This is a genomic window from Martinezella dioscoreae (assembly GCF_009176305.1).
Classification (GTDB): Bacteria; Pseudomonadota; Alphaproteobacteria; order Rhizobiales; family Rhizobiaceae; genus Rhizobium; species Rhizobium dioscoreae.
The window spans coordinates 320,836-343,315 of record NZ_BLAJ01000002.1 but is presented as its reverse complement, the minus strand read 5'-3'; the positions used below and the strand labels follow the sequence as shown (position 1 = coordinate 343,315).

19 protein-coding genes and 1 pseudogene are annotated in these 22,480 nt (G+C 60.0%); 14 read left to right on the top strand and 6 right to left on the bottom strand.

What is annotated here, in order from left to right:
- The first annotated feature begins 156 nt into the window (after positions 1–156).
- Together GDN47_RS08165 and GDN47_RS08160 are read left to right on the top strand one after the other, a co-directional pair.
- A complete protein-coding gene (locus GDN47_RS08165) occupies positions 157–888 on the top strand; it encodes a phosphodiesterase (protein WP_113329349.1) in 732 nt (243 codons plus the stop codon).
- Positions 889–989: 101 nt separating this feature from the next.
- Positions 990–1,505: a hypothetical protein gene (locus GDN47_RS08160; protein ID WP_233789809.1), complete on the top strand. Its 516-nt coding sequence runs from the start codon at positions 990–992 to the stop codon at positions 1,503–1,505.
- A gap of 91 nt (positions 1,506–1,596) precedes the next feature.
- Here GDN47_RS08160 and GDN47_RS08155 read toward each other — a convergent pair whose 3' ends face one another.
- The 5 genes and pseudogenes from GDN47_RS08155 to GDN47_RS08135 form a co-directional block, all read right to left on the bottom strand.
- Positions 1,597–2,253 (bottom strand): DUF3313 domain-containing protein, encoded by a 657-nt coding sequence (locus GDN47_RS08155; RefSeq protein ID WP_113329348.1) that lies wholly within the window; start codon positions 2,251–2,253, stop codon positions 1,597–1,599.
- Positions 2,254–2,321: 68 nt separating this feature from the next.
- Positions 2,322–3,659, bottom strand: coding sequence for an ATP-binding protein (locus GDN47_RS08150; protein WP_113389489.1), 1,338 nt, complete (start codon positions 3,657–3,659; stop codon positions 2,322–2,324).
- Positions 3,656–4,387: a response regulator gene (locus tag GDN47_RS08145; protein ID WP_233788651.1), complete on the bottom strand. Its 732-nt coding sequence runs from the start codon at positions 4,385–4,387 to the stop codon at positions 3,656–3,658. The genes GDN47_RS08150 and GDN47_RS08145 overlap by 4 nt, the downstream gene beginning before the upstream one ends.
- Positions 4,388–4,790: 403 nt before the next feature.
- Complete coding sequence (locus GDN47_RS08140; RefSeq protein WP_152093016.1) at positions 4,791–5,351, bottom strand: cytochrome b; 561 nt, start codon at positions 5,349–5,351, stop codon at positions 4,791–4,793.
- 309 nt (positions 5,352–5,660) lie between these two features.
- Positions 5,661–5,945 (bottom strand): annotated as a pseudogene (locus GDN47_RS08135) (helix-turn-helix transcriptional regulator); the annotation flags it as partial.
- Between the two features lie 78 nt (positions 5,946–6,023).
- Between GDN47_RS08135 and GDN47_RS08130 the strand changes: the two are divergent.
- The 6 genes from GDN47_RS08130 to mnhG are packed head-to-tail and all read left to right on the top strand — an operon-like array spanning position 6,024 to position 12,024.
- A complete protein-coding gene (locus GDN47_RS08130) occupies positions 6,024–8,945 on the top strand; it encodes a monovalent cation/H+ antiporter subunit A (RefSeq protein ID WP_352231154.1) in 2,922 nt (973 codons plus the stop codon).
- Positions 8,945–9,283, top strand: coding sequence for a Na+/H+ antiporter subunit C (locus tag GDN47_RS08125; RefSeq protein ID WP_152093014.1), 339 nt, complete (start codon positions 8,945–8,947; stop codon positions 9,281–9,283). Before GDN47_RS08130 ends, GDN47_RS08125 begins: the two co-directional genes overlap by 1 nt.
- Positions 9,280–10,890, top strand: a complete 1,611-nt coding sequence (locus tag GDN47_RS08120) for a monovalent cation/H+ antiporter subunit D (RefSeq protein ID WP_152093013.1) — start codon at positions 9,280–9,282, stop codon at positions 10,888–10,890. The genes GDN47_RS08125 and GDN47_RS08120 overlap by 4 nt, the downstream gene beginning before the upstream one ends.
- A complete protein-coding gene (locus GDN47_RS08115) occupies positions 10,890–11,366 on the top strand; it encodes a Na+/H+ antiporter subunit E (protein ID WP_152093012.1) in 477 nt (158 codons plus the stop codon). Before GDN47_RS08120 ends, GDN47_RS08115 begins: the two co-directional genes overlap by 1 nt.
- The gene (locus GDN47_RS08110; RefSeq protein WP_068393522.1) at positions 11,363–11,644 is read left to right on the top strand and encodes a K+/H+ antiporter subunit F; all 282 of its coding nucleotides are present in this window, start codon (positions 11,363–11,365) and stop codon (positions 11,642–11,644) included. Before GDN47_RS08115 ends, GDN47_RS08110 begins: the two co-directional genes overlap by 4 nt.
- Positions 11,641–12,024: a monovalent cation/H(+) antiporter subunit G gene (gene mnhG / locus GDN47_RS08105; protein ID WP_113350858.1), complete on the top strand. Its 384-nt coding sequence runs from the start codon at positions 11,641–11,643 to the stop codon at positions 12,022–12,024. Before GDN47_RS08110 ends, mnhG begins: the two co-directional genes overlap by 4 nt.
- 23 nt (positions 12,025–12,047) lie before the next feature.
- On the opposite strand, the gene GDN47_RS08100 is transcribed toward mnhG, so the two are convergent.
- Positions 12,048–14,402: a helix-turn-helix transcriptional regulator gene (locus GDN47_RS08100; protein ID WP_152093011.1), complete on the bottom strand. Its 2,355-nt coding sequence runs from the start codon at positions 14,400–14,402 to the stop codon at positions 12,048–12,050.
- Between the two features lie 137 nt (positions 14,403–14,539).
- Here GDN47_RS08100 and GDN47_RS08095 point away from each other — a divergent pair, with 137 nt between their 5' ends.
- The 6 genes from GDN47_RS08095 to GDN47_RS08070 are packed head-to-tail and all read left to right on the top strand — an operon-like array spanning position 14,540 to position 22,436.
- Entirely contained in the window at positions 14,540–15,568 is a 1,029-nt protein-coding gene (locus GDN47_RS08095) for an ABC transporter permease (protein ID WP_152093010.1), read from the top strand.
- Positions 15,568–16,449 (top strand): ABC transporter permease, encoded by an 882-nt coding sequence (locus GDN47_RS08090; protein ID WP_113350861.1) that lies wholly within the window; start codon positions 15,568–15,570, stop codon positions 16,447–16,449. Before GDN47_RS08095 ends, GDN47_RS08090 begins: the two co-directional genes overlap by 1 nt.
- A gap of 3 nt (positions 16,450–16,452) precedes the next feature.
- Positions 16,453–18,099, top strand: coding sequence for an ATP-binding cassette domain-containing protein (locus tag GDN47_RS08085; protein ID WP_113350862.1), 1,647 nt, complete (start codon positions 16,453–16,455; stop codon positions 18,097–18,099).
- Between the two features lie 17 nt (positions 18,100–18,116).
- Positions 18,117–19,673: a hydantoinase/oxoprolinase N-terminal domain-containing protein gene (locus GDN47_RS08080; protein WP_113329334.1), complete on the top strand. Its 1,557-nt coding sequence runs from the start codon at positions 18,117–18,119 to the stop codon at positions 19,671–19,673.
- Entirely contained in the window at positions 19,666–20,799 is a 1,134-nt protein-coding gene (locus tag GDN47_RS08075; protein WP_113329333.1) for an S-methyl thiohydantoin desulfurase family protein, read from the top strand. Before GDN47_RS08080 ends, GDN47_RS08075 begins: the two co-directional genes overlap by 8 nt.
- Positions 20,800–20,840: 41 nt before the next feature.
- Positions 20,841–22,436 carry an ABC transporter substrate-binding protein gene (locus GDN47_RS08070; RefSeq protein ID WP_152093009.1) on the top strand — a complete coding sequence of 532 codons (1,596 nt, stop codon included), beginning with the start codon at positions 20,841–20,843 and terminating at the stop codon, positions 22,434–22,436.
- Positions 22,437–22,480: the final 44 nt, after the last annotated feature.

Below are 22,480 nucleotides of genomic sequence, written 5' to 3'. Positions count from 1 at the left end.
TTGCTGCCGTTAACCTGAAGCGACGGAGAATGGAAATGCGATCGCAGCATGTTCTTCAATGCGAGCCGGTTTGGCTGCACGCGAAGTCAAGGGAATGTATGGTCTGCGTCGCACCGATCGTTGTTTGACATATCACATCATCATGAAACGGATCTCATGCTTATCGCCCAGATTAGCGACATTCACGCCAGCCCGACGAATGATAGCATGGCGCGGCTTGACCGTGCCGTATCCTGGTTAGCGGTCCTCCAGCCAGATTTGCTGGTGGTCTCCGGCGACCTGGTTGATGGGAAATGGCTCGAAGGCTACGGCCTTATATCGACATCGCTCCATCGCCTTGCCTGTCGCTCATTGATCCTTCCGGGCAATTCGGACGATCGGGCCGTCATGCGGACGATCATGCCGCAACCGGATTATTGGCACGACCGGCCGGCAATGCATTTTATCGAACCCTGCGGCGGGTCTGTCATAATCGGGGTCGATACCTGCGTGGATGGCGAAGCCTATGGCGACGTCACGCAACATCTTTCCTGGTTGCGGCGGGCATTGGCGGGTAGCCCGAATGGCACTGCGTTGCTTTTCACCCATCATCACGTGTTCCCTTGCGGTATTCCCCCGTTGGATGCAGTCATGTGCAAGGGTACGCAAGCCTTGGCGGGTCTGCTGAAGAGCGGCATTAGACCGCCGGCCGCCATTTGTAGCGGCCATGTTCATCGGAGCATGTCGAGCCTGTTTGCGGGCATTCCGGCCTATACATGCGGTTCCATATGCCCCGCCAATCCGCTGATGCTCGACGCATCTCGCGTGCCGCAAGCAGCGGACCCTCCCGCCTTGATGATTCATGATCTGAGACATGGTCATCTCGTCAGCAGTCATGTTTCGGTCTGAGGCAAATTCATCCTTGAGGCCGATATAGACCAGTTCCCAGGCGCCTGTGGCGCCGTGGTGGCATCTGCAATGGCGCGGCGGTCGGCCGGCCAAGCGATGCGATGGCCCGTTTGGCCGGCCGCAATATTTCTCAACAAAAAAATGCACCGCCGAAACTGGAACTGGCCATACTGGCGAGGTCGTTCGCAGGAGGCTTGCATGGCGTTGTGCTTGCGGCGGCGAAGCAAGAGGATCAAGCAATGAAGATCTACTACGCGGCACTGACAATGATGGCCGCATCGGCGGCTGCCATTGGAACTGTCAGCTCCTGTTATGCCCAGGTCGTATTCTATGAGGACCAATCGCCAACCTATTCTCGGGGAGAAGGTCAGCCGGAAGCCGATTTTCTGCAGCGATGGAACCGCCGCCACGAAGAACGTCGCGAATGGGGGCAGAACTCCGACGATTTCGGCCCGTCTGATGTCATTCGTCTCCTGGTGCGTCGGGGATATCGGGTCAAGGATGTGCAAGACGTCGGACCACGCTATCTGGTTCGAGCATGGAGAGACGGAGACGACTTGCTGGTGAGCGTTTCGCGTTCCGGCGAGATCGTCGGCGTGGTTCACGACCGCGGCTGAGGACGTCTATGACGGGCGAAAGGCAGTGCAGATGCATTGCCTTTCGCTCCTATCTCATTGGATCATACGCATCCTGCGACCCTGCATCCATCTACCTCGTTCGGGTCAGAAGATCTGCAGCGCCCTTGTCTATTGCAACATAGGAGGCCTTCAGACTTCCGAACGACGCTCCAAGATTGAGCGCGCCCGGATATTGCTTGGAGACATAGGCAAGCAACAGGCGGTTGGATGTCGAATCAAAGATCTCGACCGCATAGGTCGCCGAGCCGGTCATCGATCCCTGTTTTCCGCGCGCCGCCTGGACGGTATTGTAGACGCCGCCGGCGATATCGAGATGAGAGGCTGGGCCGAGCACGGTATTGGTCGCCTCCGCACCGGCAAGCGTCAAGCGCAGACGCAGCGTGCTAGGGCCAGGAATGGCGGTCATCGAATAGCGTTGGGCAAGTACACTGCTGAACTTGTCATGCATATAGCGCGCGAGGTTCTGCTTGTCCTCTTCGGGCATGTTTGCGAACTGGCTGTCCTTGCCTCTATAGATGGAGACAGGCTCGACGATGATCTTGTCATAATGGTTCCAGTTCACGACCACCTTGTAGCTGAACGGTGCCCGGCCGGAACTGTCGCTCGGATCAGGTCTCAATTGCGCCGCTGATGCGAGGCCTTGATAGACCATGGGTTCGGAAGTGGCGCAGCCTGCTGCAGCAAGGGAAATGGCCGCCAATGCAAGGCATGCGGGAAGGGACTTCATGGAGAGCTCCTGGAGTGTTTTTGCGATCTCCTTGTAAAGTTTGCCCTTGTTGGGTTGTGTTCGGATTTTTATGAAAATGTTGCGGCATTGCCGATGCCGGAATTGGCAGGCAGGCGTATCACGACGGCCAAGCCGCTCGGCTTGCTGTCGCGCAATTCGAAACTGCCTCGATGGCCGATGGTGATGATTCCATGTGCAATGGAAAGCCCGAGGCCGAAACCACCGCCATTCCCGCTCGGCGAACGCGCCTTGTCGGCCTTGAAGAAGGGCTCCAGGACCTTCGGCTTCAAGTCGTCGGCGATGCCGGGGCCATCATCGGCAACCGTGATGACGACCGAACCGTCTTCGTCCTCGGCAAGCGTGAGATTGATGCGGCCGGCATGGCGGGAAGCGTTGTCGATCAGGTTCGATATGGCTCTCGATAGCGCCCGCGGCCGGCAGATATAGGGCAAGCGCCGCGGTCCGGCGAAAGTGACCTCGATGCCGGTATCGGCAAAGTCATCGGTCACGGTTTGCAGAAGGCTGGACAGCTCGACTTTCTTCAAAGCCTCAAGCTCGCCGCCGAGATAAGCGAGGCTTTCGTTGATCATGCCGGAAAGCACATCGATGTCTCTCAACATTTGTTGCCGCAAATCCGCTTGCTCGCAACGCTCGGTGCGCATTCTCAGCCGCGTCAACGGTGTGCGCAGGTCGTGGCTAATGGATGTCAGCATGCGGGTGCGCCCAGCCACCAGTTCGCGGATGCGTTTGCGCATGAGGTTGAGCGAGGTTGCGAGACTCCGCAGCTCGGCCGAGCCACGAACGTCGAAAGCTTCGTCAAGCTCGTCATCGGAGCGCACACCTTCGGCTGCCTTTGCCAGATTGACGATTGGTCTTCCGATCAGCCATGCGGTCAGGATTGCCAGAATGGCTGCGGGGGCAACGATCAGCACAAGATTGCCAACCACGGCGGGGAGGACCCATCGTGTCGTGGAAAATTCTGGCAAGGCAAATACCAGGCTGCCATCTCCGGCTTTGACCGTCAAAGTCTTCGGATTGTTCCAGCCCATGAAGCCATAAGGATCGAGAAAGAGATTGTAATCGAGCAGCCGGCGCACGGCGGCGGCGATATCCTGTGTCGTGATTGGCAAACCTTCGGTCTGTTCACCGGTCGCCCTCCAGACATTGACGCCTTGCGCCCTGAACCTTGAAAGGATGGCGTCTCCTTGCGCTTCATCTGCCGAAAGCGCGAACTCCTTCGCGATGGTTTCGATGCGGCCTGCAAAAAGTCCGACTTCGACACCTTTGTCGAACCGGCCGCGAACGAATGGTTCGGTGCCGGCCGTTATGGTCGTGACGATGGTAGCGAGCAAAATGGTGAGAATGGCGATCTGGGTGCGGACTGATGATCGGGATAGCCACTTCACGGCAGATACTCGACATTCGCGGCGAAAAGATAGCCCCCAAGCCGCACGGTCTTGATGAAGATCGGCTCCTTCAGATTTGGTTCTATCTTCTGCCGAAGACGGCTGATTTGCGCGTCAACGCTGCGCTCGACCGGCCCGGCCGTTCCCGCATGTGTCATCGACAGCAGCTGTTCACGGGTCAGGATCTGGTTCGGATTGTGACAGAAGGCAAGCAGCAGATCGAATTCGGATGTTGTCATCAGCACCTCGGCCCCCTCGGGGTCCACGATCCGCCTGCTTCTTGGGTCGATCATCCAGCCTGAAAAGGTCATCTTCGTAAGCGGCTTCCGCTCCGATGTCTCCGCACCATACGAAGCTCTGCGAAGAAGCGCTTTGATCCTGGCGACGAGTTCCCGCGGGTTGAACGGCTTGGTGACATAGTCGTCTGCCCCAAGCTCAAGGCCGATGATGCGGTCGATATCCTCCGTGAGCGCGGTCAGCATCAGGATCGGGATCGTTCCAGCCGATCTCAGGCGCCGGCAGATGCTGAACCCATCTTCTCCGGGCAGCATGGCGTCGAGAATGATGAGATCGAACGGGTGCCTTTGCAATATCCTGTCCATCTCCGCGCCGCTTCGCACGGGCGAAGCGCGCAAGCCATGATCCTTGATCAGCTCGACTAACATGGTTGCAATCTCGTTATCGTCTTCGACGACGAGAATATGATGTGAAGGCTCAACCGTCCTCATGCGCGCAACCATGTTTGTAGATCCTGATCCTTCGCCCGTTATCCGCGTGCCGGAGTAAACCTTACGCTGCCTGAAAGGGCTGAAAGATGGGCCGAGAGCAACCAGCGATCGATGACTTTCGAAGGAAAATCTCGCAGATCATATCCTCGGCCGTCCATAGCAGAAGGAATTATAGCGGCGTGTTAGAAAATATTACAATATGTTGCAGGCGGTTCCCCGTCGCTGCTGCGCAGAACTGCCTTTTAAGGCGATTGGCGGGTCTTGCGAGCATCAGCAGTCGGAATGCCATCACTGACAAACCGAAGGCTGCGGAAACTGCATAAAAACCGCATATGGTGGGGACGGCGAAGATCTGAGCCATCTACTGCAAAGCCGGCGCGCTGCTTGCGTTACAAAGATCGATTCAGAACAACATTCTCTTCAGGACCTCATCCTTGCGGACGAAATGGTGCCAGAGCGCTGCAAGGATATGCAGACTGACGATAGCATACAGGCAATAGGCACCATATTCGTGGATCTCGGCGGCGGCTCGCTCTAGGCCCTTGTCGTGTGGCAGCAGGTTGGGCCATTGGAAGAGGCCGAACCATGGCAGATCATGACCGCCGGCAGCAGATGTGGCGTAGCCTGCAAGCGGCATCAGGATCATCAAGATGTAGAGCAAGATATGCGCGCCGCGGGCAGCATAGCGATTGAAGACGCCAAGCGGCCGTTGATAGGCAGGTTCACCCAGCGAAAGTCTGAGCGGCAGGCGGATGGCGATGAGAAAAAGCGCCGTCATGCCGAGGGACTTGTGTATGTCGAGGAGGGCGCGACGCAGGGGTATGCCCGGGGTGAGGTAGGAACAATAAAGGCCGATGACGAGTGCTGAAATGATGACGATGGCCATGAGCCAATGCAGGAGCCGTTGCGACGATCGGTAGCGGGCGGTGGATGTTTCTGCTGTGGTCGCTGTCGTATTGGGCATGGGTTTCTCCGGTCGTCTTGGGGGTACGGCGCGGATGCGGTAATCGGTTGGAATATGGCTGAATTGAGGACCTTTCTGTTCACCTTCTCGCGAGCGGACTTCTATCGGCTACGCGCGAGGTAACGCCGGCGAAAGGCTTCGGCTTGCATAAGCGACTTTATGGTCGGAAGTTGTGCCGGCCGCGTCCAGCGCTATCCGGCACTATTGTTCCGGCTTAGGCGGCGTCCGGTTTCTTTCGCCGGCGCTGGAAAGGATCTCGCAGCTTTCCGTATGCGTCGGCGCTGGCGCTTCGGCGACCAGGGCCTTCGTACAAATGCCGATCTCATGTCCTTCGATCCGGAAGAAGGCGATTCCTCCGGTCTCGAGCGCCAGGCGCAACTGCGCCTCCGTCGCCCGATGCAAGCTATGGCGATTGCCTTCATAGTCACGGATCGTGCTGCGCGATACGCCGGAGCGGTCGGCAAGATCCGTCTGCGTCCAATCGAGGAAGCCGCGGGCTGCCCGGCAGAGCGCTGGTGTCAAAATCATCGCCATCTTACCTTGACGCAGGGTTCGAAGCTGCCCATATTGGGCGATATCTATCATATAGGACATAATACACCGGATTTCTAGGGGTTTTGCCGTCGTGGCAGTCTGGCGTGATCCGGCCAAGCGAAGGAATGGCGTTTTGGGATAACTGGCGAGCCTGTTTTTATTCTAGCACTTTTAGCTCTGCCGTTTATCGGAAGTCTTCTTTCCGTATGCCTCTTGCGCACACAGTCGCGGCGTGGCCCGGCCTGGATCGCCGGGACTGTCACATTTCTGGCGCTCTTGATTTCCGTAAGCTTCTATCCTGCCGTCAAGGACGGCGGCGTCGTCCGCTATAGCATAGAATGGCTGCCGCAGCTCGGGCTTGATTTCAGCCTCAGGCTGGATGGTTTTGCCTGGCTGTTTTCGCTTGTCATCACCGCCATCGGCTTTCTCGTCATCGTCTATGCCCGCTACTACATGTCGGAAGAGGACCCGGTTCCTCGCTTCTTCTCTTTCCTGCTCGCCTTCATGGGGGCGATGCTTGGCATCGTGCTTTCGGGCAATGTCATTCTGCTCTCGATCTTCTGGGAGCTGACCAGCATCTTCTCCTTCCTGCTGATCAGCTATTGGCACAACACCGCCGCCGCCCGCGACGGCGCCCGCATGGCGCTGACGATCACGGGGATCGGTGGGTTCTGCCTGCTGATCGGGCTGATCCTGCTCGGCCATATCGTCGGCAGCTACGATCTGGACAAGATCCTGGCATCGGGCGATATCATCCGTAACCATCCGCTCTATCTGCCTGCGCTGATACTGATCCTGCTCGGCGCGCTGACGAAGAGCGCGCAGTTTCCCTTCCATTTCTGGCTTCCGAACGCAATGGCGGCGCCGACTCCCGTCTCCGCCTATCTGCATTCGGCGACGCTGGTGAAGGCCGGCGTCTTCCTGCTGGCACGCTTCTGGCCCGTTCTCGCCGGCACTAACGAGTGGTTCTACATCGTCGGGGCCGCCGGTATCATCACGCTGCTGCTCGGCGCCTATTTCGCAATGTTCCAGCAGGATCTCAAAGGGCTGCTCGCTTATTCGACGATCAGTCATCTCGGTCTCATCACCACCTTGCTCAGCCTCGGCAGCCCGCTTGCGACGGTCGCCGCCATCTTCCACATGCTGAATCACGCGACTTTCAAGGCCTCCCTGTTCATGGCGGCCGGCATCATCGATCACGAGACCGGCACACGCGACATGCGCCGCTTGAGCGGCCTGTTCCGCTATATGCCGTTCACCGGCGCGCTTGCGATCGTTGCGAGTGCCGCCATGGCCGGTGTTCCGCTGCTCAATGGCTTCCTGTCGAAGGAAATGTTCTTCGCCGAAGCGATCGAGACCCATGCCGATTCCATCCTCGATCGCATGCTTCCCTATGTGGCGACGCTGGCGAGCGCCTTCAGCGTTGCCTATTCGCTGCGCTTCATTCAGACGGTGTTCTTTGGCCCCGCGCCGACCGATCTGCCGATCGCCAAGCCGCACGAGCCGCCGCGCTGGATGCGCTTCCCGATCGAGCTTCTGGTCGTGGTATGCTTGGTCGTCGGCATCGTTCCGGCGCTTTCGGTGGCACCCTTCCTGCATGCGGCCGTTGTCAGCGTCCTCAACGCCGATACGCCGCAATACAGCCTCTCGCTCTGGCACGGCTTCAATCTGCCCGTTATCATGAGCATTGTCGCATTGGTTGGCGGCACGGTGTTCTATTTCGCCTTCAAGGATTATCTGTCGCGATGTGATGACGGCCCACCCATCTTCCGCCGCCTGAAAGGGCAGCGAATTTTCGAGCGGGTGCTGGTCGAAGTCTCCTGGCATTGGGCGAGAACGGCCGAAAAGCGGATCGGCACGCGCAAGCTCCAGCCGCAGCTTCGCTGGGTCGTCGTGACAGGGTTTGCTGCCGGCCTGCTGCCGCTTTACCTGTCCGGTTTCGAAGCGAAGCATTTTTCCTTTCTGGGTGCTGATCCGGTCTTCGCCGCGGTCTGGGCGATCGGTATTTGTCTGGCGATCGGCACCGCCTTCTTTGCCAAATATCATCGGCTTGCCGCTTTGGTGATGCTGGGCGGTGTCGGGTTGATCGTCTGCATGACGTTCATATGGCTGTCGGCACCGGACCTTGCGATTACCCAGCTTCTCGTTGAGATCGTCACGACGGTTCTCATCCTGCTGGGTTTGCGCTGGCTGCCGAAGCGGACGGAAGGGATCGACGATACGGTCGATTTGCGCGCCCGTTTCCGCCGCTTCCGCGATCTGGCACTTGCCGTCATCTGCGGCGTCGGCATGATGTTCATTTCCTACGCCGTCATGACCATGCCCGTGCCCGATGCCATCGCGAATTATTTCCTCGAAAACGCCTATTCGAAGGGTGGCGGGCGCAACGTCGTCAACGTCATCCTCGTGGATTTCCGAGGCTTTGATACGTTGGGCGAAATCGCCGTTCTCGGCGTCGTCGCCTTGACGGTCTATGCGCTGATGCGTCGTTTCCGACCGGCGCCCGACAGCATGGAAATGCCGGAGCAGCAGCGAATCCAGAACCGTTTCGACGAGGAACGGCCAGAGCGTTCAGCCGGCGATACCGTGCGCGACTATTTGCTGGTGCCCTCCGTCATCATGCAGTGGATGTTCCCTTTCGTGATCGCCCTGTCGGTCTATATCTTCATGCGGGGGCATGATGCGCCAGGGGGCGGCTTCTCGGCCGGCTTGACGCTCTCGATCGCCTTCCTGCTGCAATATCTGGCCGGCGGTACGCGCTGGGCGGAGGATCGCATTCGCATCCTGCCGCTGCGGTGGATGGGCGCCGGGCTTCTGATCGCAACGGCGACGGGTATCGGCGCCTGGTTCTTCGGCTATCCGTTCCTCACCTCGCATTTCCAGTATCTCGACGTGCCGTTGATCGGCAAGGTTCCGGCGGCAAGCGCACTGCTCTTCGATCTCGGCGTTTTCCTGCTTGTCGTGGGATCCACGGTTCTGATCCTCGTCGCGCTTGCGCACCAGTCGATCCGTATCAACCGCTTGCGTGCGCTTGATGCCGACAAGGCAAAGGGGGATTGATGGAACTCATCTTGTCCATTGCGATCGGTGTGATGACAGCCTGCGGCGTCTGGCTGATCCTGCGTCCACGCACCTATCAGATCATCATCGGGCTGTCGCTGCTCTCCTATGCCGTCAATCTCTTCATCTTTGGCGTCGGCGGCGTGAAGACGAACGTGCCGCCGCTGCTTGGTGATGGCACGGCAACGCGCACCTTGGCCGATCCGGTTCCCCAGGCCCTGGTGCTGACGGCGATTGTTATCGGTTTTGCGACGACGGCCCTGTTCCTCGTCGTGCTGCTTGCCTCGCGCGGCTTGACCGGCACGGACCATGTCGATGGAAGGAGCGATCGGAAATGACGGGCTGGTTGCATCATCTCATCATCGCGCCGATCCTCGTTCCGCTGATTGCGGGCGCGCTGCTCGTGTTCATCGACGAGCGTTCGCGCACGCTGAAGGCATTCATTAGTCTGGCGGCTACGCTCCTGCTGGCAGGCATTGCACTTGCGCTCTTCCGCGCGGAGGGCGGATCGCCGGGGCTGGAGCGCGCCTATCTGCTGGGAAACTGGAGCGCGCCTTTCGGCATCGTGCTCGTGCTCGACGGCTTGTCGGCGCTCATGCTGCTGCTGACATCCATCGTTGCCGTCGCCGCGCTGATATTCTCGCTGGCGCGGTGGCATGCAGTCGGTGCGCATTTCCACACCATGTTCCAGTTGCTGCTGATGGGTGTCAACGGCGCGTTCCTGACCGGCGATCTCTTCAACCTCTTCGTCTTCTTCGAGGTCATGCTGGCCGCGTCCTACGGCCTTCTGCTGCATGGCTCCGGGCCGCTGCGCGTCAAGGCCGGCATGCACTACATAGCCGTCAACCTCGCGGCGGCGCTGCTCTTCCTCATCGGCGTCAGCCTGATCTATGGCACGGCGGGAACGCTGAACATGGCGGATCTTGCCGTGCGCATTCCGGAAATGTCGGCCGACCGCCGCATGCTGATGCAGGCGGGCGCCGGCGTGCTCGGCATCGCATTCCTCATCAAGGCCGGCATGTGGCCGCTCTGCTTCTGGCTGCCGACAGCCTATAGCGCGGCATCTGCGCCAGTTGCGGGCATATTCGCGATCCTCAGCAAGCTTGGCATCTACGTCATCCTGCGGTTGACCATGCTGCTGTTCAGCGCCGGCCCCTCCGCGGGCTTCGGCGCGACCGTGCTTCTCTATGGCGGGATGGCAACTCTGATCTTCGGAACGGTCGGTGTCCTGGCGTCGCAGGCGCTTGGCCGGCTTGCCGGCTTCTCGGTGCTGGTCTCATCCGGCACGCTGCTGATGGTGATCGGCATCAATGACGGCTCCATTTCGTCCGGCGCGCTGATGTATCTCGTCAGCTCGACGCTGACGATCAGCGCCTTCTTCATGCTGATCGAGCTCGTCGAGCGCGGGCAGGATGCCGGCGCCAGCGTACTCGCCGTCACGATGGAGGCCTATGGCGATGCCGAGGAGAAGGAACCGGCCGAAGGCGATGGCGTGACCATGCCCGGCACCATGGCAATGCTCGGCATCTGCTTTGCCGCCTGCGGCATTCTGCTCGCCGGCCTGCCGCCTCTTTCCGGCTTCGTCTCCAAGTTCGCCATGCTCTCGGCCATGATGGGAACCGGCGCGATCGGCATTCCGCCAAGTGCCGCCGTCTGGACGTTGATCCTGCTCGTCATTCTCTCCGGCATAGCCGCGCTGATTGCCATGACAAGGGCCGGCATACGCACATTCTGGAGTTCGCTGGAGGGCACGGTTCCCCGTGTGCTCGTCATCGAGATAGTCCCGGTCATGGGCCTGCTCGCCTTGACGCTCGCATTGACCATTTGGGCAGGCCCCGTCATGCAATATATGGACGCGACCATTCGCACGCTCAGCGACCCCAATATCTATGTCGGTGCGGTTCGCAATGCGGTCGTTGCGCCCGTACAAGCGGGAGGCCTGTGATGCTGCCTTATCCGCTCCTGGCGTTGAGCCTGATCCTGATGTGGCTGCTGCTGAACGGCTTCACGCTTGGTCAGCTTATCCTCGGCATCATCGTCGCGGTTTTCGCCTCCTGGGGCATGGCATCGCTGCGGCCCGAAAAACCGAGGCTGCGGAAATGGTATTTGCTGCCCAAGCTCTTCTTCCGAGTCGTTTTCGACGTCTTGAAATCGAATGCCCAGGTGGCCTGGATCATCCTGAGGGGACGCTCGCGCAAGACGACGCCGGGCTTCGTTGTCCTTGAGCTCAGGGTGCGGGATCAGATCCCGCTGGCGCTGCTTGCGGTTATCCTGACCAGCACGCCGGGGTCCGCGTGGCTGGAATATGATTCCAACGACAACACCGTGCTGCTTCATGTCCTCGATCTCGAAAACGAGGCGCAATGGCGCGATACGGTCGCCAATCGCTACGAGAGCCTGCTGATGGAGATATTCGCATGAGCGCCATGATCATCCAGATATCCGTGGCGGCCGCGCAGCTGATGATCGTGGCGGCCATGGCGATCGCTTCCATCCGCATGTTTCGCGGCCCGCGCGCGCAGGATCGCATCATCGCGCTCGACACGCTTTATGTGAATGCGATGCTGTTGTTGTTGACCTTCGGCATAGGCACAGGTCGCGTCGTCTATTTCGAGGCGGCGCTCGTCATCGGCATGCTTGGCTTCGTTGCAACCGTTGCATTGGCGAAATTCCTGATGCGCGGAGAGGTGATCGAATGAGCACGCCGTTTGAAAACATACCTCTGTGGGCCGCTATCCCCGTCGGTGCGCTTCTCATGATCGGCGCTTTCCTGACGCTCATCGGCGCCATCGGTTTTCTAAGGCTTGGAACATTCTACGAGCGCATTCATGCGCCGACATTGGGAACGAGCGGCGGCATCGGGGCAATCATGATCGCGTCGATGATCTTCTTTTCGACCGCGACACGGACGCTCGTCATTCATGAATTGCTGATCGGTATTTTCATCACGGTGACGACGCCGATCACCTTCATGCTCCTCGCCCGCGCCGCGCTGCATCGCGATCGCGCCGAGCAGAACGGCAACGTTCCGCCCAAGCAGCCGCCCGAGGAGACATCGGTCGAAAGGCGCCCGTCGTAACGTTCAACCCATCCGCTCGATGCTCACAGCCAGCCGAGTGCGGTTGCCGCCCGGATTGCTTCGGCGCGGCGATGACAGCCCAGCTTGCGGAACAGATTTCCGAGGTGAAACTTCACCGTCACCTCGGAGACATTAAGGGTATGAGCAATGCGCTTGTTCGACATGCCGCTCGCGATCAGCTGAATCATCTGGACCTCGCGCTGCGAGAGACCGCCCTGGAGGGCTTTCGCCTGTGGCGAGTTCACGGAGCTTGCAAAGAGCGAAAGTGCGGTGCGGACCTCGGATGAGGTTTCGATGAAGCTGCGAATGCGCTGGTTCTTGAGAAGCGGCGAGAGAAAGATCCGCTCCTCGGAGAGCACGCCGTTGCAGCCAAGGCGCGTTGCGCCTTCAAGCGCGGATAGAAGATGCGCGCGCGTCGCAGCATTGTCGCGACGCTGGTAAGCGGTATAGCTTTGCCATAGCTGCAGGGCGACTTTCTCGCGGTTGGTGACTTTCGGGTTTGCGATCAGCGCGTCGATCTGGCGTGACAGATAGGGCCGCGGCGTCGAGAGGCGCACGCTGTCGCGTAGCCATGCCATGGCATAGGAAATTTCGTCCCGGCGGGTCAGGCGCGTCAGCTCCTCGTTGGCGCTTTCCACCCAGTTACGGCCGATACGCATTCGGACGGCGGACAGCGTTGCCGCCGCGTCGCTCCAGCGATTGGCATTCTGGTAGGCGATGGCGGTGCGGATCTCCATCATCGCGTGAAACTGCAGGCCCTCGGACAGATGAATCCAGAGTCCGTCGAGAAAGCCGGGCCTGATCACCATCGGAAAATGGTCGGCCAGCACCTGTGATGCGTAGTGGAGAGCGAATTGCATCAGGCTCGGCCAGATTTCTGCGGCGGCAAAATCATCGAATTCGTTTTGAACGAATTGGAGAAGATCGCGCGGCTGGCCGGCTTCGTAGGAGATACAGGCTTCGGCGAGCCGCAGCATACGGAATTCAGCCTCTGCTGCGTGCGGCACCTGTTCCAGTTTCTGCCGTGCTTCCTGGGCGGCACGACGCGCGAAAAGGGCATCGCCGCTCATCAGTCGAAGCACTGTCTGATGCAGATGGATGAAGAATTCCAGCAGCGGCTGGCCGCCCATATGGCCGAGATAGATCAAGGCGCGGGCTGCGGCGGCTTCCGCTTCGCGGAAATTCCTGCGGCGAATCTCGAATTCCAGCAGCGCGTTGTAGTAGGCGGCCCACTTGCCGTAATCGCCCATCGGATAATCCGCCATGAACTCGCCGAGGCGGGTAATCATTGCGTCCGTCGGCATCAGGTCCTCGGAAATCATCAGGTTGAGCCGGAACGTTCGCGCCGCGAAGGAAAAGCGCGATCCGCGCAGCAGGACCTTCAGCGGATCGAGATAGTCCGAACCCAGATGTTTGCCGACGAGGTGCCGCACGCGCTGCAATTCTCCGAGCTTCAGGAGCGTGCGAGCCATGGCAAAAAGCACGACTTCATTGGTCGCGATCATCTCGTGGGAAAAGCGCATGATGATATCGCGAAAGGTCCCGAGGCTGTTTCGATAGATCAGCTCCAGACCCCGGGCACGCTCCAGAATCTGCGCCGCATGGGCCTCGTGCCCATGGTCGAGGAGCAGCGACATGGCGGCAAGCGCACGTCCCGCCTGCTCGTAAGCGGAGGCTACCTCGATCACGGCGACGGTGGTTTCGAAGGTTGCCAGGCGTTCGCTGACGGCGCCCGTCAAGAGTGTCAGCAGTTCCTGATGTTCGTCCGGTGCCTCGATCAGGCGTGGTGGCAAAAGGCCCGTCCACTCCTCGACGGTGACAGGAGATCGCGTTTCGAGCCAGATGGAAAGCAGCGCGGTCTGTCCCGGCGAAAGGTGGCCGAGGAAATTCTCGCGCAGATAGTCGATGGATAGGCGAGGATCCTTTTGGCGTGTCAGCGGCAGGAAAACCGGCCAGCCGGCATAATCCCTGACTAACCGGCTGGCTTCTTCGACTGGCAGTTCCCCCAATTCCTCAACGGAAAATGTTAGATCGCCGGCGTCGAGCGTCACCGCACCTCGATGCAGGATGAGCCGCGCCAGCCCGCTGATGCGCTGATCGGGACGGCAGGCGATGACCAGAACCTCGACGGTCTCTATGAGCTGAGCGGAAAGACGAGCCGATCGAGCGGAAACCGGTATATCCCATAAGAGCCATCCATCCCTCACGTCGCTCATGCGCGGTTGCTGCAGGTTGCAAACCTCCTTGCCTATCGCCTTTGCAGCCATGGACAGAACTGTGCTCTTTCCGGCGCCCGCGGGGGCACGCAGGAAGATGACGCCGGCGTGTTCCGTCGCGATGCGATGGCAAAGATGAGGTCGGGCAATCAGTCTGTGCATGCGGGGGTTTGTAAGCGAGTATTGAAAAATAACCTATACCATAAGGCTGAAAAACTATACCTCCAGCCGGTTGTCCATCGTCCGCAGATGAGGACTGTTGTTTGTCAGTTAGCTGACGAACAAGGAAACTCCCGTCGATGCAGCAACATCCGTTGGTCGCGATCCTGACGCGGCTTGGCATCTTCGTTCTGGTCATGATCGCGCTTTCCATCATGATTTTCGCTCTGGCGCGCGTCGTGCCAGGAGACCCCGCGCGCATGGCTCTCGGCCCGGCGGCAATGCAGGAGCAGGTCGATGCGCTGCGTGTGCAGATGGGGTTGGACAAGCCGCTTCTGGTTCAATACGTCGACTATGTCGGCAAGGCGCTGCAAGGCGATCTGGGCATGTCGCTGGTCTCGCAACGTCCCGTCACGACCGATCTGGAACAGACGGTGCCCGCCACCGTGGAACTGGTTCTCGTCTCCGTGGTCTTCATGTTCGTGGTGGCCATTCCGCTCGGTGTCGTCACCGCACATTTTAGGGATCGTGCGCTGGATCATATCGGCCGCATCCTGTCCTTGACCGGTGTGACCATTCCGAGTTTCCTGTTTGCGATAAGCCTGCAATTGCTTGCCGCGCGCTGTCTGCCGAATTGGCCGATCATCGGCCGGCTTGATCATTCTCTGAGCTTTCAGCCCGGACCGACCGGATTTCTGTTGATCGACGGCCTGCTGGCGGGACGTCTGGATGTGTTTGTCGATGCGCTTCAGCATCTTGTGCTGCCGGCTTTCGCGCTTGCCATGGCCGGCATCGGCCAGATTACCCGCATCACTCGTTCCTCCATGCTGGAGAACCAGCGCAAGGATCACGTTCTGACCCTGCAGAGTTTCGGTGTGCCGGAGCGGGTCATCATTTTCCGCTACCTTCTCAAGCTGTCGTCGATCGCGCCGTTGACGATCATGGGCCTCGAATTCGCGTCGCTGATCGGCAATGCCTTCGTCATCGAGATGGTGTTCGCATGGGGCGGCTTCGCCTCCTACGGGCTGAACGCCATCCTGCAAAAGGACCTCAATGCCGTGACCGCCGTGGTGCTGGTCGCCGGCCTGTTTTTCATCGTTGCGAACCTGGTGGTGGATGTCCTGATCTCGATGATCGACCCGCGCCAACGCCGCAAGGAGGCACGCTGATGGCCGATATGAAGATGCTGGATGCATCCGATCGCGCGCTGAGCACCGGTTACATGATGTGGTATCGCTTCAGCCGCAATCCGGCCGCGGTAATCGGCACGCTGATCCTGATTTCGGTCTTTGTGCTGGCTGTGTTCGCACCGTGGCTTACTCCCTATCCGAAACATGTCGGCGCCGTGGTCGATTTCCGCGCTCGGCACGTGTCGCCGGATGCCGCTCATTGGTTCGGAACCGACAAAGTCGGTCGGGATATCTTTTCCCGCACGGTCTTCGGCATGCGCGTTTCACTGCTTCTGGTCATCGGCGTGCTTGGCATTTCGGTGCCGATCGGTACCGTGCTCGGCCTTATCGCCGGCTACTTCGGCGGTTGGGTCGAAAAAATCATAACCGGCCTGACAAATGTGATGCTGGCAATGCCGCCGCTGGTCATGGCGCTTGCCGTGTCGAACCTGCTCGAGCCGAACCTGATAAACGCGATGATCGCCATCACGCTGCTTTGGTGGACCTGGCATGCGCGGCTGATCTACTCCGTTTCCAAGTCTATCGCGTCGGAAGACTATATCGAGGCCGCCCGCCTTGCCGGCGCCGGGCCGATGCACATCCTGTTTCGCGAAATCCTGCCGAATTGCGTGGCGGTCATCTCCGTCAAGACAACGCTGGATGCGGCCTTCGTCATCCTGTTCGGCGCCACGCTCAGCTTCCTCGGCTTCGGTGTGAAGCCACCCATTCCGGATCTTGGCTCCATGGTCGCCGACGGTCGCCAGTTCATGCCCGATTACTGGTGGGAGGTCGTATGCCCTGGTGCTGCGGTCTTCTACGTGACGCTCGGCTTCAATCTCCTGGGCGACGGCTTGCGTGACATGTTTGATGTGGAGAGCTAAGCGATGAGCGAGCCGCTTCTCAAGATCGAGGCTCTGAACGTCTCGTTCACGACCTACGGCCGCACCCGGCAGGTGCTCCGTGACATTTCCCTCACCGTCGCTGCTGGGGAGCGCGTCGCACTGATTGGCGAGACGGGGTCGGGCAAGTCCGTGACAGCAAAGGCAATCATCGGCACCTTGCCGAAGAATGCCGCCATCAACTCCGGCGTCATTTCCGTCGCAGGACGTGACGTTCTGAAAATGCAGCGAAGGGAACGCGAGGCGCTGAAAGGCACCGCCTTTTCCCTGATCATGCAGGACCCGCTCTCGTCCTTCAACCCGGTCTTCAAGATCGGCACGCATCTCGATGATATCATGCGTTTTGCGGACAAGCGTGATGGCATTCGCTCGTCGAAGGCCGAGCGGCGGACGCGAATTGCCGCGGTCTTGCGGAGGGTGCAGCTTGCTGACGCTGAGAGAGTGATGAACGCCTATCCGTCCGAGCTTTCGGGCGGCATGCGTCAGCGCGTTCTGATCGGGCTTGCGCTGTTGCACCAGCCGAAGCTTCTGATCGCCGATGAGCCGGGCACTGCGCTCGACGTGACGACCCAGGATGAGATTCTCAATCTGATCAATCAGTTGGTGATCGAGGAGAACATGGCTCTTCTGATGATCACCCACAATCTCGGTGTCGTGCGCAAAGTTGCCGACCGGGTGGTGGTCATGCATCACGGCGATATCGTCGAGGCGGGACCTTGCCGCGAGATACTCACTGCCCCGCATCAACCCTATACGAAGGCGCTCCTCGACGCCGTGCCGCCGCTTTACGGCGAACGCGTGATCGATCTGTCGCAGAGCGACCGCGCGCCTATCGTCAGGGTCGAGGGCCTGAACAAGATCTATGGCCGGAAGCCAGGCTTTCATGCCGTTCGCGACGTGAACCTCACGTTGCGTCAGGGCGAAATCTTCGGATTGGCCGGCGAGTCCGGCTCAGGCAAGACCTCGGTTGCACGCATCATCATGGACCTGTCACGTCCGACCTCAGGCAGCGTCACCATCGACGCGCCGGCACCAGGGCGTGGCAGACGGCTGACGCAGATCGTCTACCAGAACCCCGGCACATCGCTCAATCCGAAGCGCAATGTCCAGCAGACTCTTGCCTTGCCCCTGAGATCCATAGGTATGGATGGGCCAGCCCGCGAGGCACGGATGAAGCAACTGATGGATCTCGTGCGGCTGCCGCAATCCTATCTGGCAAAGTATCCGCACGAGCTTTCCGGCGGTCAGAAGCAGCGTGTGGCGATTGCGCGCGCGCTCGCGGCCGAGCCGAAGATCCTGATCCTCGACGAACCGACTGCGGCGCTCGACGTGTCGGTGCAGAAAACCGTGATCGAGCTGTTGCTGCAGTTGCGCGAGGAACTGGGTCTCACCTATCTGATGATCTCGCATGACCTTTCGCTGATACGCAATTTCTGCTCGCGCATCGCCATCATGCTGCGCGGCGAGATCGTCGAGGAAGGGCCGACGCCAGAGGTCTTCGCCGCCCCCAATCATCCATACACGCGCGCGCTGATCGCGGCGATCCCCGTCGTTACCGACGAGGAGGAACGCCTGAAGCCCGTCGTGACCGAGGAGGAGCGCATGCGCTTCCTCGTCAAAACCACAGACTGATCGAAGAGGAGCCTGACGTGTATCGCGTTGGAATTGACGTCGGCGGCACCAATACGGATGCCGTCGTCCTGGAGGGAAAGACCGTTCTTGCTGGGGTCAAGGCCTCGACGACCGAAGATGTGACTTCGGGCGTGATCGAGGCGCTGGAGAAGGTTATCGATGCCTCGGGCATCGATCGGGCCCGTATTGCCGCTGTCATGATCGGCACGACGCATTTCACCAATGCGGTCATCGAGCGCCGCCACATGGATGAGGTCGCGGCCATCCGCTTGAGCCTGCCCTCTGGCGCCGGTCTGCCGCCGATGGTCGATTGGCCCGACGATCTGCGCGAGATCGTCGGCAATCACGGCTATCAGATCAAAGGCGGCTACGAGTTCGATGGGCGCGAGCTTTCGCCGCTCGATGAAGACGCCATCGTGCGTATCGCAGGCGAAATCCGTGCAAAGGGTTTAAAGGCCGCCGCCGTGACCTGCGTCTTCAGCGGCATCAACGATGCCATGGAGGTGCGGGCCAAGGAAATCCTGCAGCAGCATTGCCCCGGCCTGCCTGTGGTGATGTCGAAGGACATCGGCCGTCACGGCCTGCTGGCGCGGGAAAGTGCGGCGATCATGAATGCGAGCCTGCTGTCGCTGGCGGATCGCACCGTCGCAGCCTTCGGCAAGGCGCTAACGGCGGCTGGTATACCATGCCCGTTCTACATCACCCAGAACGACGGCACGCTGATGGCCGCCGATGTCGTGCGTGCCTTTCCGGTGCTGACCTTTGCCTCTGGCCCGACCAATTCCATGCGCGGCGCCGCGTTTCTGACCGGGCTCAAGGACGCCGTCGTCGTCGATGTCGGCGGCACGACTTCGGATGTCGGGGCTCTCTCGCACGGCTTTCCACGCCAGGCTTCCACGACCGTCGATATCGGCGGAGTTCGCACCAATTTCCGCATGCCCGATGTCTTTTCGATCGGCCTCGGCGGCGGTTCCCTCGTCGTCAGGGGTGAAGCGGGCATTACAATCGGGCCGAAGTCGGTCGGCTATCGCGTGCGCAAGGAGGCGCTCTGCTTCGGCGGATCGACATTGACCGCAACCGACATCGCGGTTGCCTCCGGCAAGGCCGACGTCGGTGACTGCGCCTTGGTTGCCAATCTCGACAAGGGTCTGGTCGATGCGGCTGTGGCAAAGATCAACGCCATGCTCGAAGCCTGCGTCGAACGCAGTCGAATTTCCTCGACGCCGGTGCCGGTCATCGCTGTTGGTGGCGGTTCAATTCTCATGCCCGACCGTATCGGCGATCTGGAGGTGATCCTTCCCCAGAATTTTGCCGTCGCAAACGCGGTCGGCGCCGCCATCGCCCAGATCAGCGGTGAAACGGATCGCGTCTTCTCGCTCGTCAATGGCCGCACGCGCGAGAGCGCGCTTGCGGAAGCCGAAGCGGAGGCGCGCGAAAAGGCGATCGCAGCCGGCGCTCTCGCGGAAACCCTGGAAGTTATCGAGCGTGAGGATACGCCTCTTGCCTATCTGCCAGGCAACGCCACGCGCATCCACGTCAAAGTCGTCGGTGAAATGGGAGGCCATCATGCCTGAGACGCGCAAGCAGAAATATGATGATGCCGCTCTGCGCCGGCTGACATCAGAGGATCTCGATGCTTTGGAAATCGGAGCGGGCATCCTAGGCACCGGCGGCGGCGGCAATCCCTATCAGGGCAAGCTTCTGGCTCTGGAGGCGATGAAGGCCGGTTACGAGATGAAGGTTCTGGCGACCGACGCCATCGAAACGGACGCGCTCTGCATGTCGATCGGCGGTATCGGCGCACCGGTCGTCGGCGTCGAGCGCATCCGTGAGGGACGCGAAGGGCTGCGCTGCCTGCGTGCCATGGAAGAACTCATCCGCACGCCGATCGACGCGATCGTCTGCGAGGAGATTGGCGGTGCAAATGCGATGAACCCGCTTGTGACGGCGGCGCTCGGCGGTCTTCCCATCCTCGATTGCGACGGCATGGGTCGGGCATTCCCCGAAATGCAGATGACGACCTTTTCGATCTATGGTCACAGCTCGACGCCTTCCGTCATGTGCGACCTGCATGGCAATGCGGTGATTTTCAGCCATGCCGTATCGGAAGTCTGGCATGAGCGCATGGCGCGCGCCTGCGTGGTCGCGCAGGGTGGCGCCGCCATGCTGGCAACTGCGCCGATGCAGGCTCACTATGTCCATCAGTATGGTATTCCAAAAAGCTTCACCAAGGCGATCGCGCTGGGCGAAGCCGTGATCCGTGCCCGCAAGGCGCAGGAAGATCCCATTGCCGCCGTCTGCGCGCTGGAAGGCGGACGGCGGGTGTTCAACGGCAAGATCACTGATCTCAAACGCCATCTGCGCGGCGGCTTCGTCGTCGGCGACATGGAGCTCGCCGGCTTCGATGATTGCAACGGCCAGACGGCGAACGTGGCGATCCAGAACGAATTTCTGGTCTTCCGCCGCGATGGTGTGATCGAGGTCTGCGTGCCGGATCTGATCGTGCTGCTCGATGTCGATACCGGCTATCCGATCACAACCGAAATGCTGCGCTACGGCCAGCGCGTCGCCGTCGTCGCCATTCCCTGCCACGAGCTGCTGCGCAGCGCTCGCGCGCTTGAGGTCGTCGGTCCTGCCGCCTTCGGCTATCCGGACATCACCTATTCGCCGCTGCCGGCTCCGGGCCGGAAGGCAGCCTAACCATAAGCGGGGCAGTTCCCGCATCAAAGAGGAGAACTAGAATGAAGATGGGTTCCAGAAATCTGCGTCTTTCAGCGCTTCTGCTTGCGAGCGCCTTGGCGTTGCCGCTAACTTCGGTTGCCGCATCGGCGGCCGACAAGGTGTCGATTGCCGTCAACACGATGCAGATTTTCAGCTCGCTCGATCCGGCCAAGGTCACAGACTACACGGGCTATATGGCGATCGTGAACATGTATGACGCGCTGACGACTGTCGGCCCTTCGGGCGAGATCGTGCCCCATCTGGCAAAATCCTGGGATATCTCCGAGGATGGGCTGACCTACACCTTCCATATTCGCGATGACGCCAAGTTCCAGGATGGCACGCCCGTCAAGGCTTCCGATTTCGTCTGGTCGATCCGGCGCCTGATCGGCATCAACAAGGGTCCCTCGAACCTCATCGTCGGCCTCGTGCAGCCCGACAATGTCACCGCGCCTGATGACAAGACCGTCGTCGTCAAGCTCGATCGCCAGTTCTCGCCGTTCATGGCTGTGACGCCGCTGATGATGGCGCTGAACGAGAAGCTGATCGAAACCAATTCCAAGCCGGATGACAAATGGGGCGAAGCCTATGTGGGCGAGCATTCTGCGGGCTCGGGTCCCTACAAGCTTGTTAGCTACAATCGCTCCGCCGATATGGTGATCGCGCGCAATCCCGATTACTTCCTAGGCTGGACCAAGGGAACGCCGATCGACGAGGTGCGCTTCGTCCAGACGAGCGATGACGCCACCGTCAAGGCGCTTGCCGAAAAGGGTGAGCTCGGACTTTCTTCGCATGGTCTCGGCAACGACACCTATGAAACCATCGGCAAGATGCCGAGCTACAAGCTGCTCCAGTCGACGACGGCCGGCGGCTTCGTCATCAAGCTGAACAGCAAGGTCTATCCGACCGACGACGTGCATGTGCGCCGGGCAATCGCCTATGCCACCGACTACAAGACCATTCAGGAAGCGATCTATCCGGGCTTCGACATGACCGGCCCGCTCTCGACCGTGTTCAAGGATGCGCACAACGACGATATCCAGCCCGGCGTCTTCGACCTCGAAAAGGCGAAGGAAGAGCTCGCCAAATCCAAATATGCCGGTCAGAAGATCACGCTGGTTAACAGCTATGTCGCCTCGCTCGCTTTCGAATCCGAAGTGGCGCTGCTGATGCAGGCCAATCTCGAACAGATCGGCATCACGCTCGACATCAAGCCCGAGCCTTGGAACCGCATCGTCGAGCTCTCCTCCAAACCCGAGACCACGCCGGCCTCGACACAGGTCAACATCTCGCCCAACTACCCGTCGCCGGATGCGATTTTTTATAATCAGTATCATTCCAAGGCTTCCGGCACGTGGATGTCGATGGAATGGCTGCAGAATCCCGAGGTCGATGCGCTGATCGACAAGGCGAGGTCGACCACCGATATCAAGGAGCAGAACGCGACCTACAAGGAGCTGCAGGTCAAGCTCGCCGAGCTGCAACCCGACGTATGGGCGGTGTCGCCAAACCGGCGCTATGCGGCGAACAAGTGCCTTCAGGGCTATGAGTTCATTCCCATGCAGAGCTGGGATCTGAACTTCTCGAACTTTCATTGGGACTGCAAGGCGAACTGACCTTCGCCTGCACATGACATAGACCCGGCCCCATTCGGGGTCGG

Coding starts and splice junctions, on each gene's coding strand:
- GDN47_RS08140 (WP_152093016.1), bottom strand. CDS start 5,351: ATGCCCAATACGACAGCGACCACAGCAGAAACATCCACCGCCCGCTAC.
- GDN47_RS08085 (WP_113350862.1), top strand. CDS start 16,453: ATGAGCGAGCCGCTTCTCAAGATCGAGGCTCTGAACGTCTCGTTCACG.
- GDN47_RS08115 (WP_152093012.1), top strand. CDS start 10,890: ATGCTGCCTTATCCGCTCCTGGCGTTGAGCCTGATCCTGATGTGGCTG.
- GDN47_RS08090 (WP_113350861.1), top strand. CDS start 15,568: ATGGCCGATATGAAGATGCTGGATGCATCCGATCGCGCGCTGAGCACC.
- GDN47_RS08160 (WP_233789809.1), top strand. CDS start 990: ATGGCCCGTTTGGCCGGCCGCAATATTTCTCAACAAAAAAATGCACCG.
- GDN47_RS08120 (WP_152093013.1), top strand. CDS start 9,280: ATGACGGGCTGGTTGCATCATCTCATCATCGCGCCGATCCTCGTTCCG.
- GDN47_RS08075 (WP_113329333.1), top strand. CDS start 19,666: ATGCCTGAGACGCGCAAGCAGAAATATGATGATGCCGCTCTGCGCCGG.
- GDN47_RS08145 (WP_233788651.1), bottom strand. CDS start 4,387: ATGAGGACGGTTGAGCCTTCACATCATATTCTCGTCGTCGAAGACGAT.
- mnhG (WP_113350858.1), top strand. CDS start 11,641: ATGAGCACGCCGTTTGAAAACATACCTCTGTGGGCCGCTATCCCCGTC.
- GDN47_RS08095 (WP_152093010.1), top strand. CDS start 14,540: ATGCAGCAACATCCGTTGGTCGCGATCCTGACGCGGCTTGGCATCTTC.
- GDN47_RS08070 (WP_152093009.1), top strand. CDS start 20,841: ATGAAGATGGGTTCCAGAAATCTGCGTCTTTCAGCGCTTCTGCTTGCG.
- GDN47_RS08100 (WP_152093011.1), bottom strand. CDS start 14,402: ATGCACAGACTGATTGCCCGACCTCATCTTTGCCATCGCATCGCGACG.
- GDN47_RS08165 (WP_113329349.1), top strand. CDS start 157: ATGCTTATCGCCCAGATTAGCGACATTCACGCCAGCCCGACGAATGAT.
- GDN47_RS08125 (WP_152093014.1), top strand. CDS start 8,945: ATGGAACTCATCTTGTCCATTGCGATCGGTGTGATGACAGCCTGCGGC.
- GDN47_RS08155 (WP_113329348.1), bottom strand. CDS start 2,253: ATGAAGTCCCTTCCCGCATGCCTTGCATTGGCGGCCATTTCCCTTGCT.
- GDN47_RS08110 (WP_068393522.1), top strand. CDS start 11,363: ATGAGCGCCATGATCATCCAGATATCCGTGGCGGCCGCGCAGCTGATG.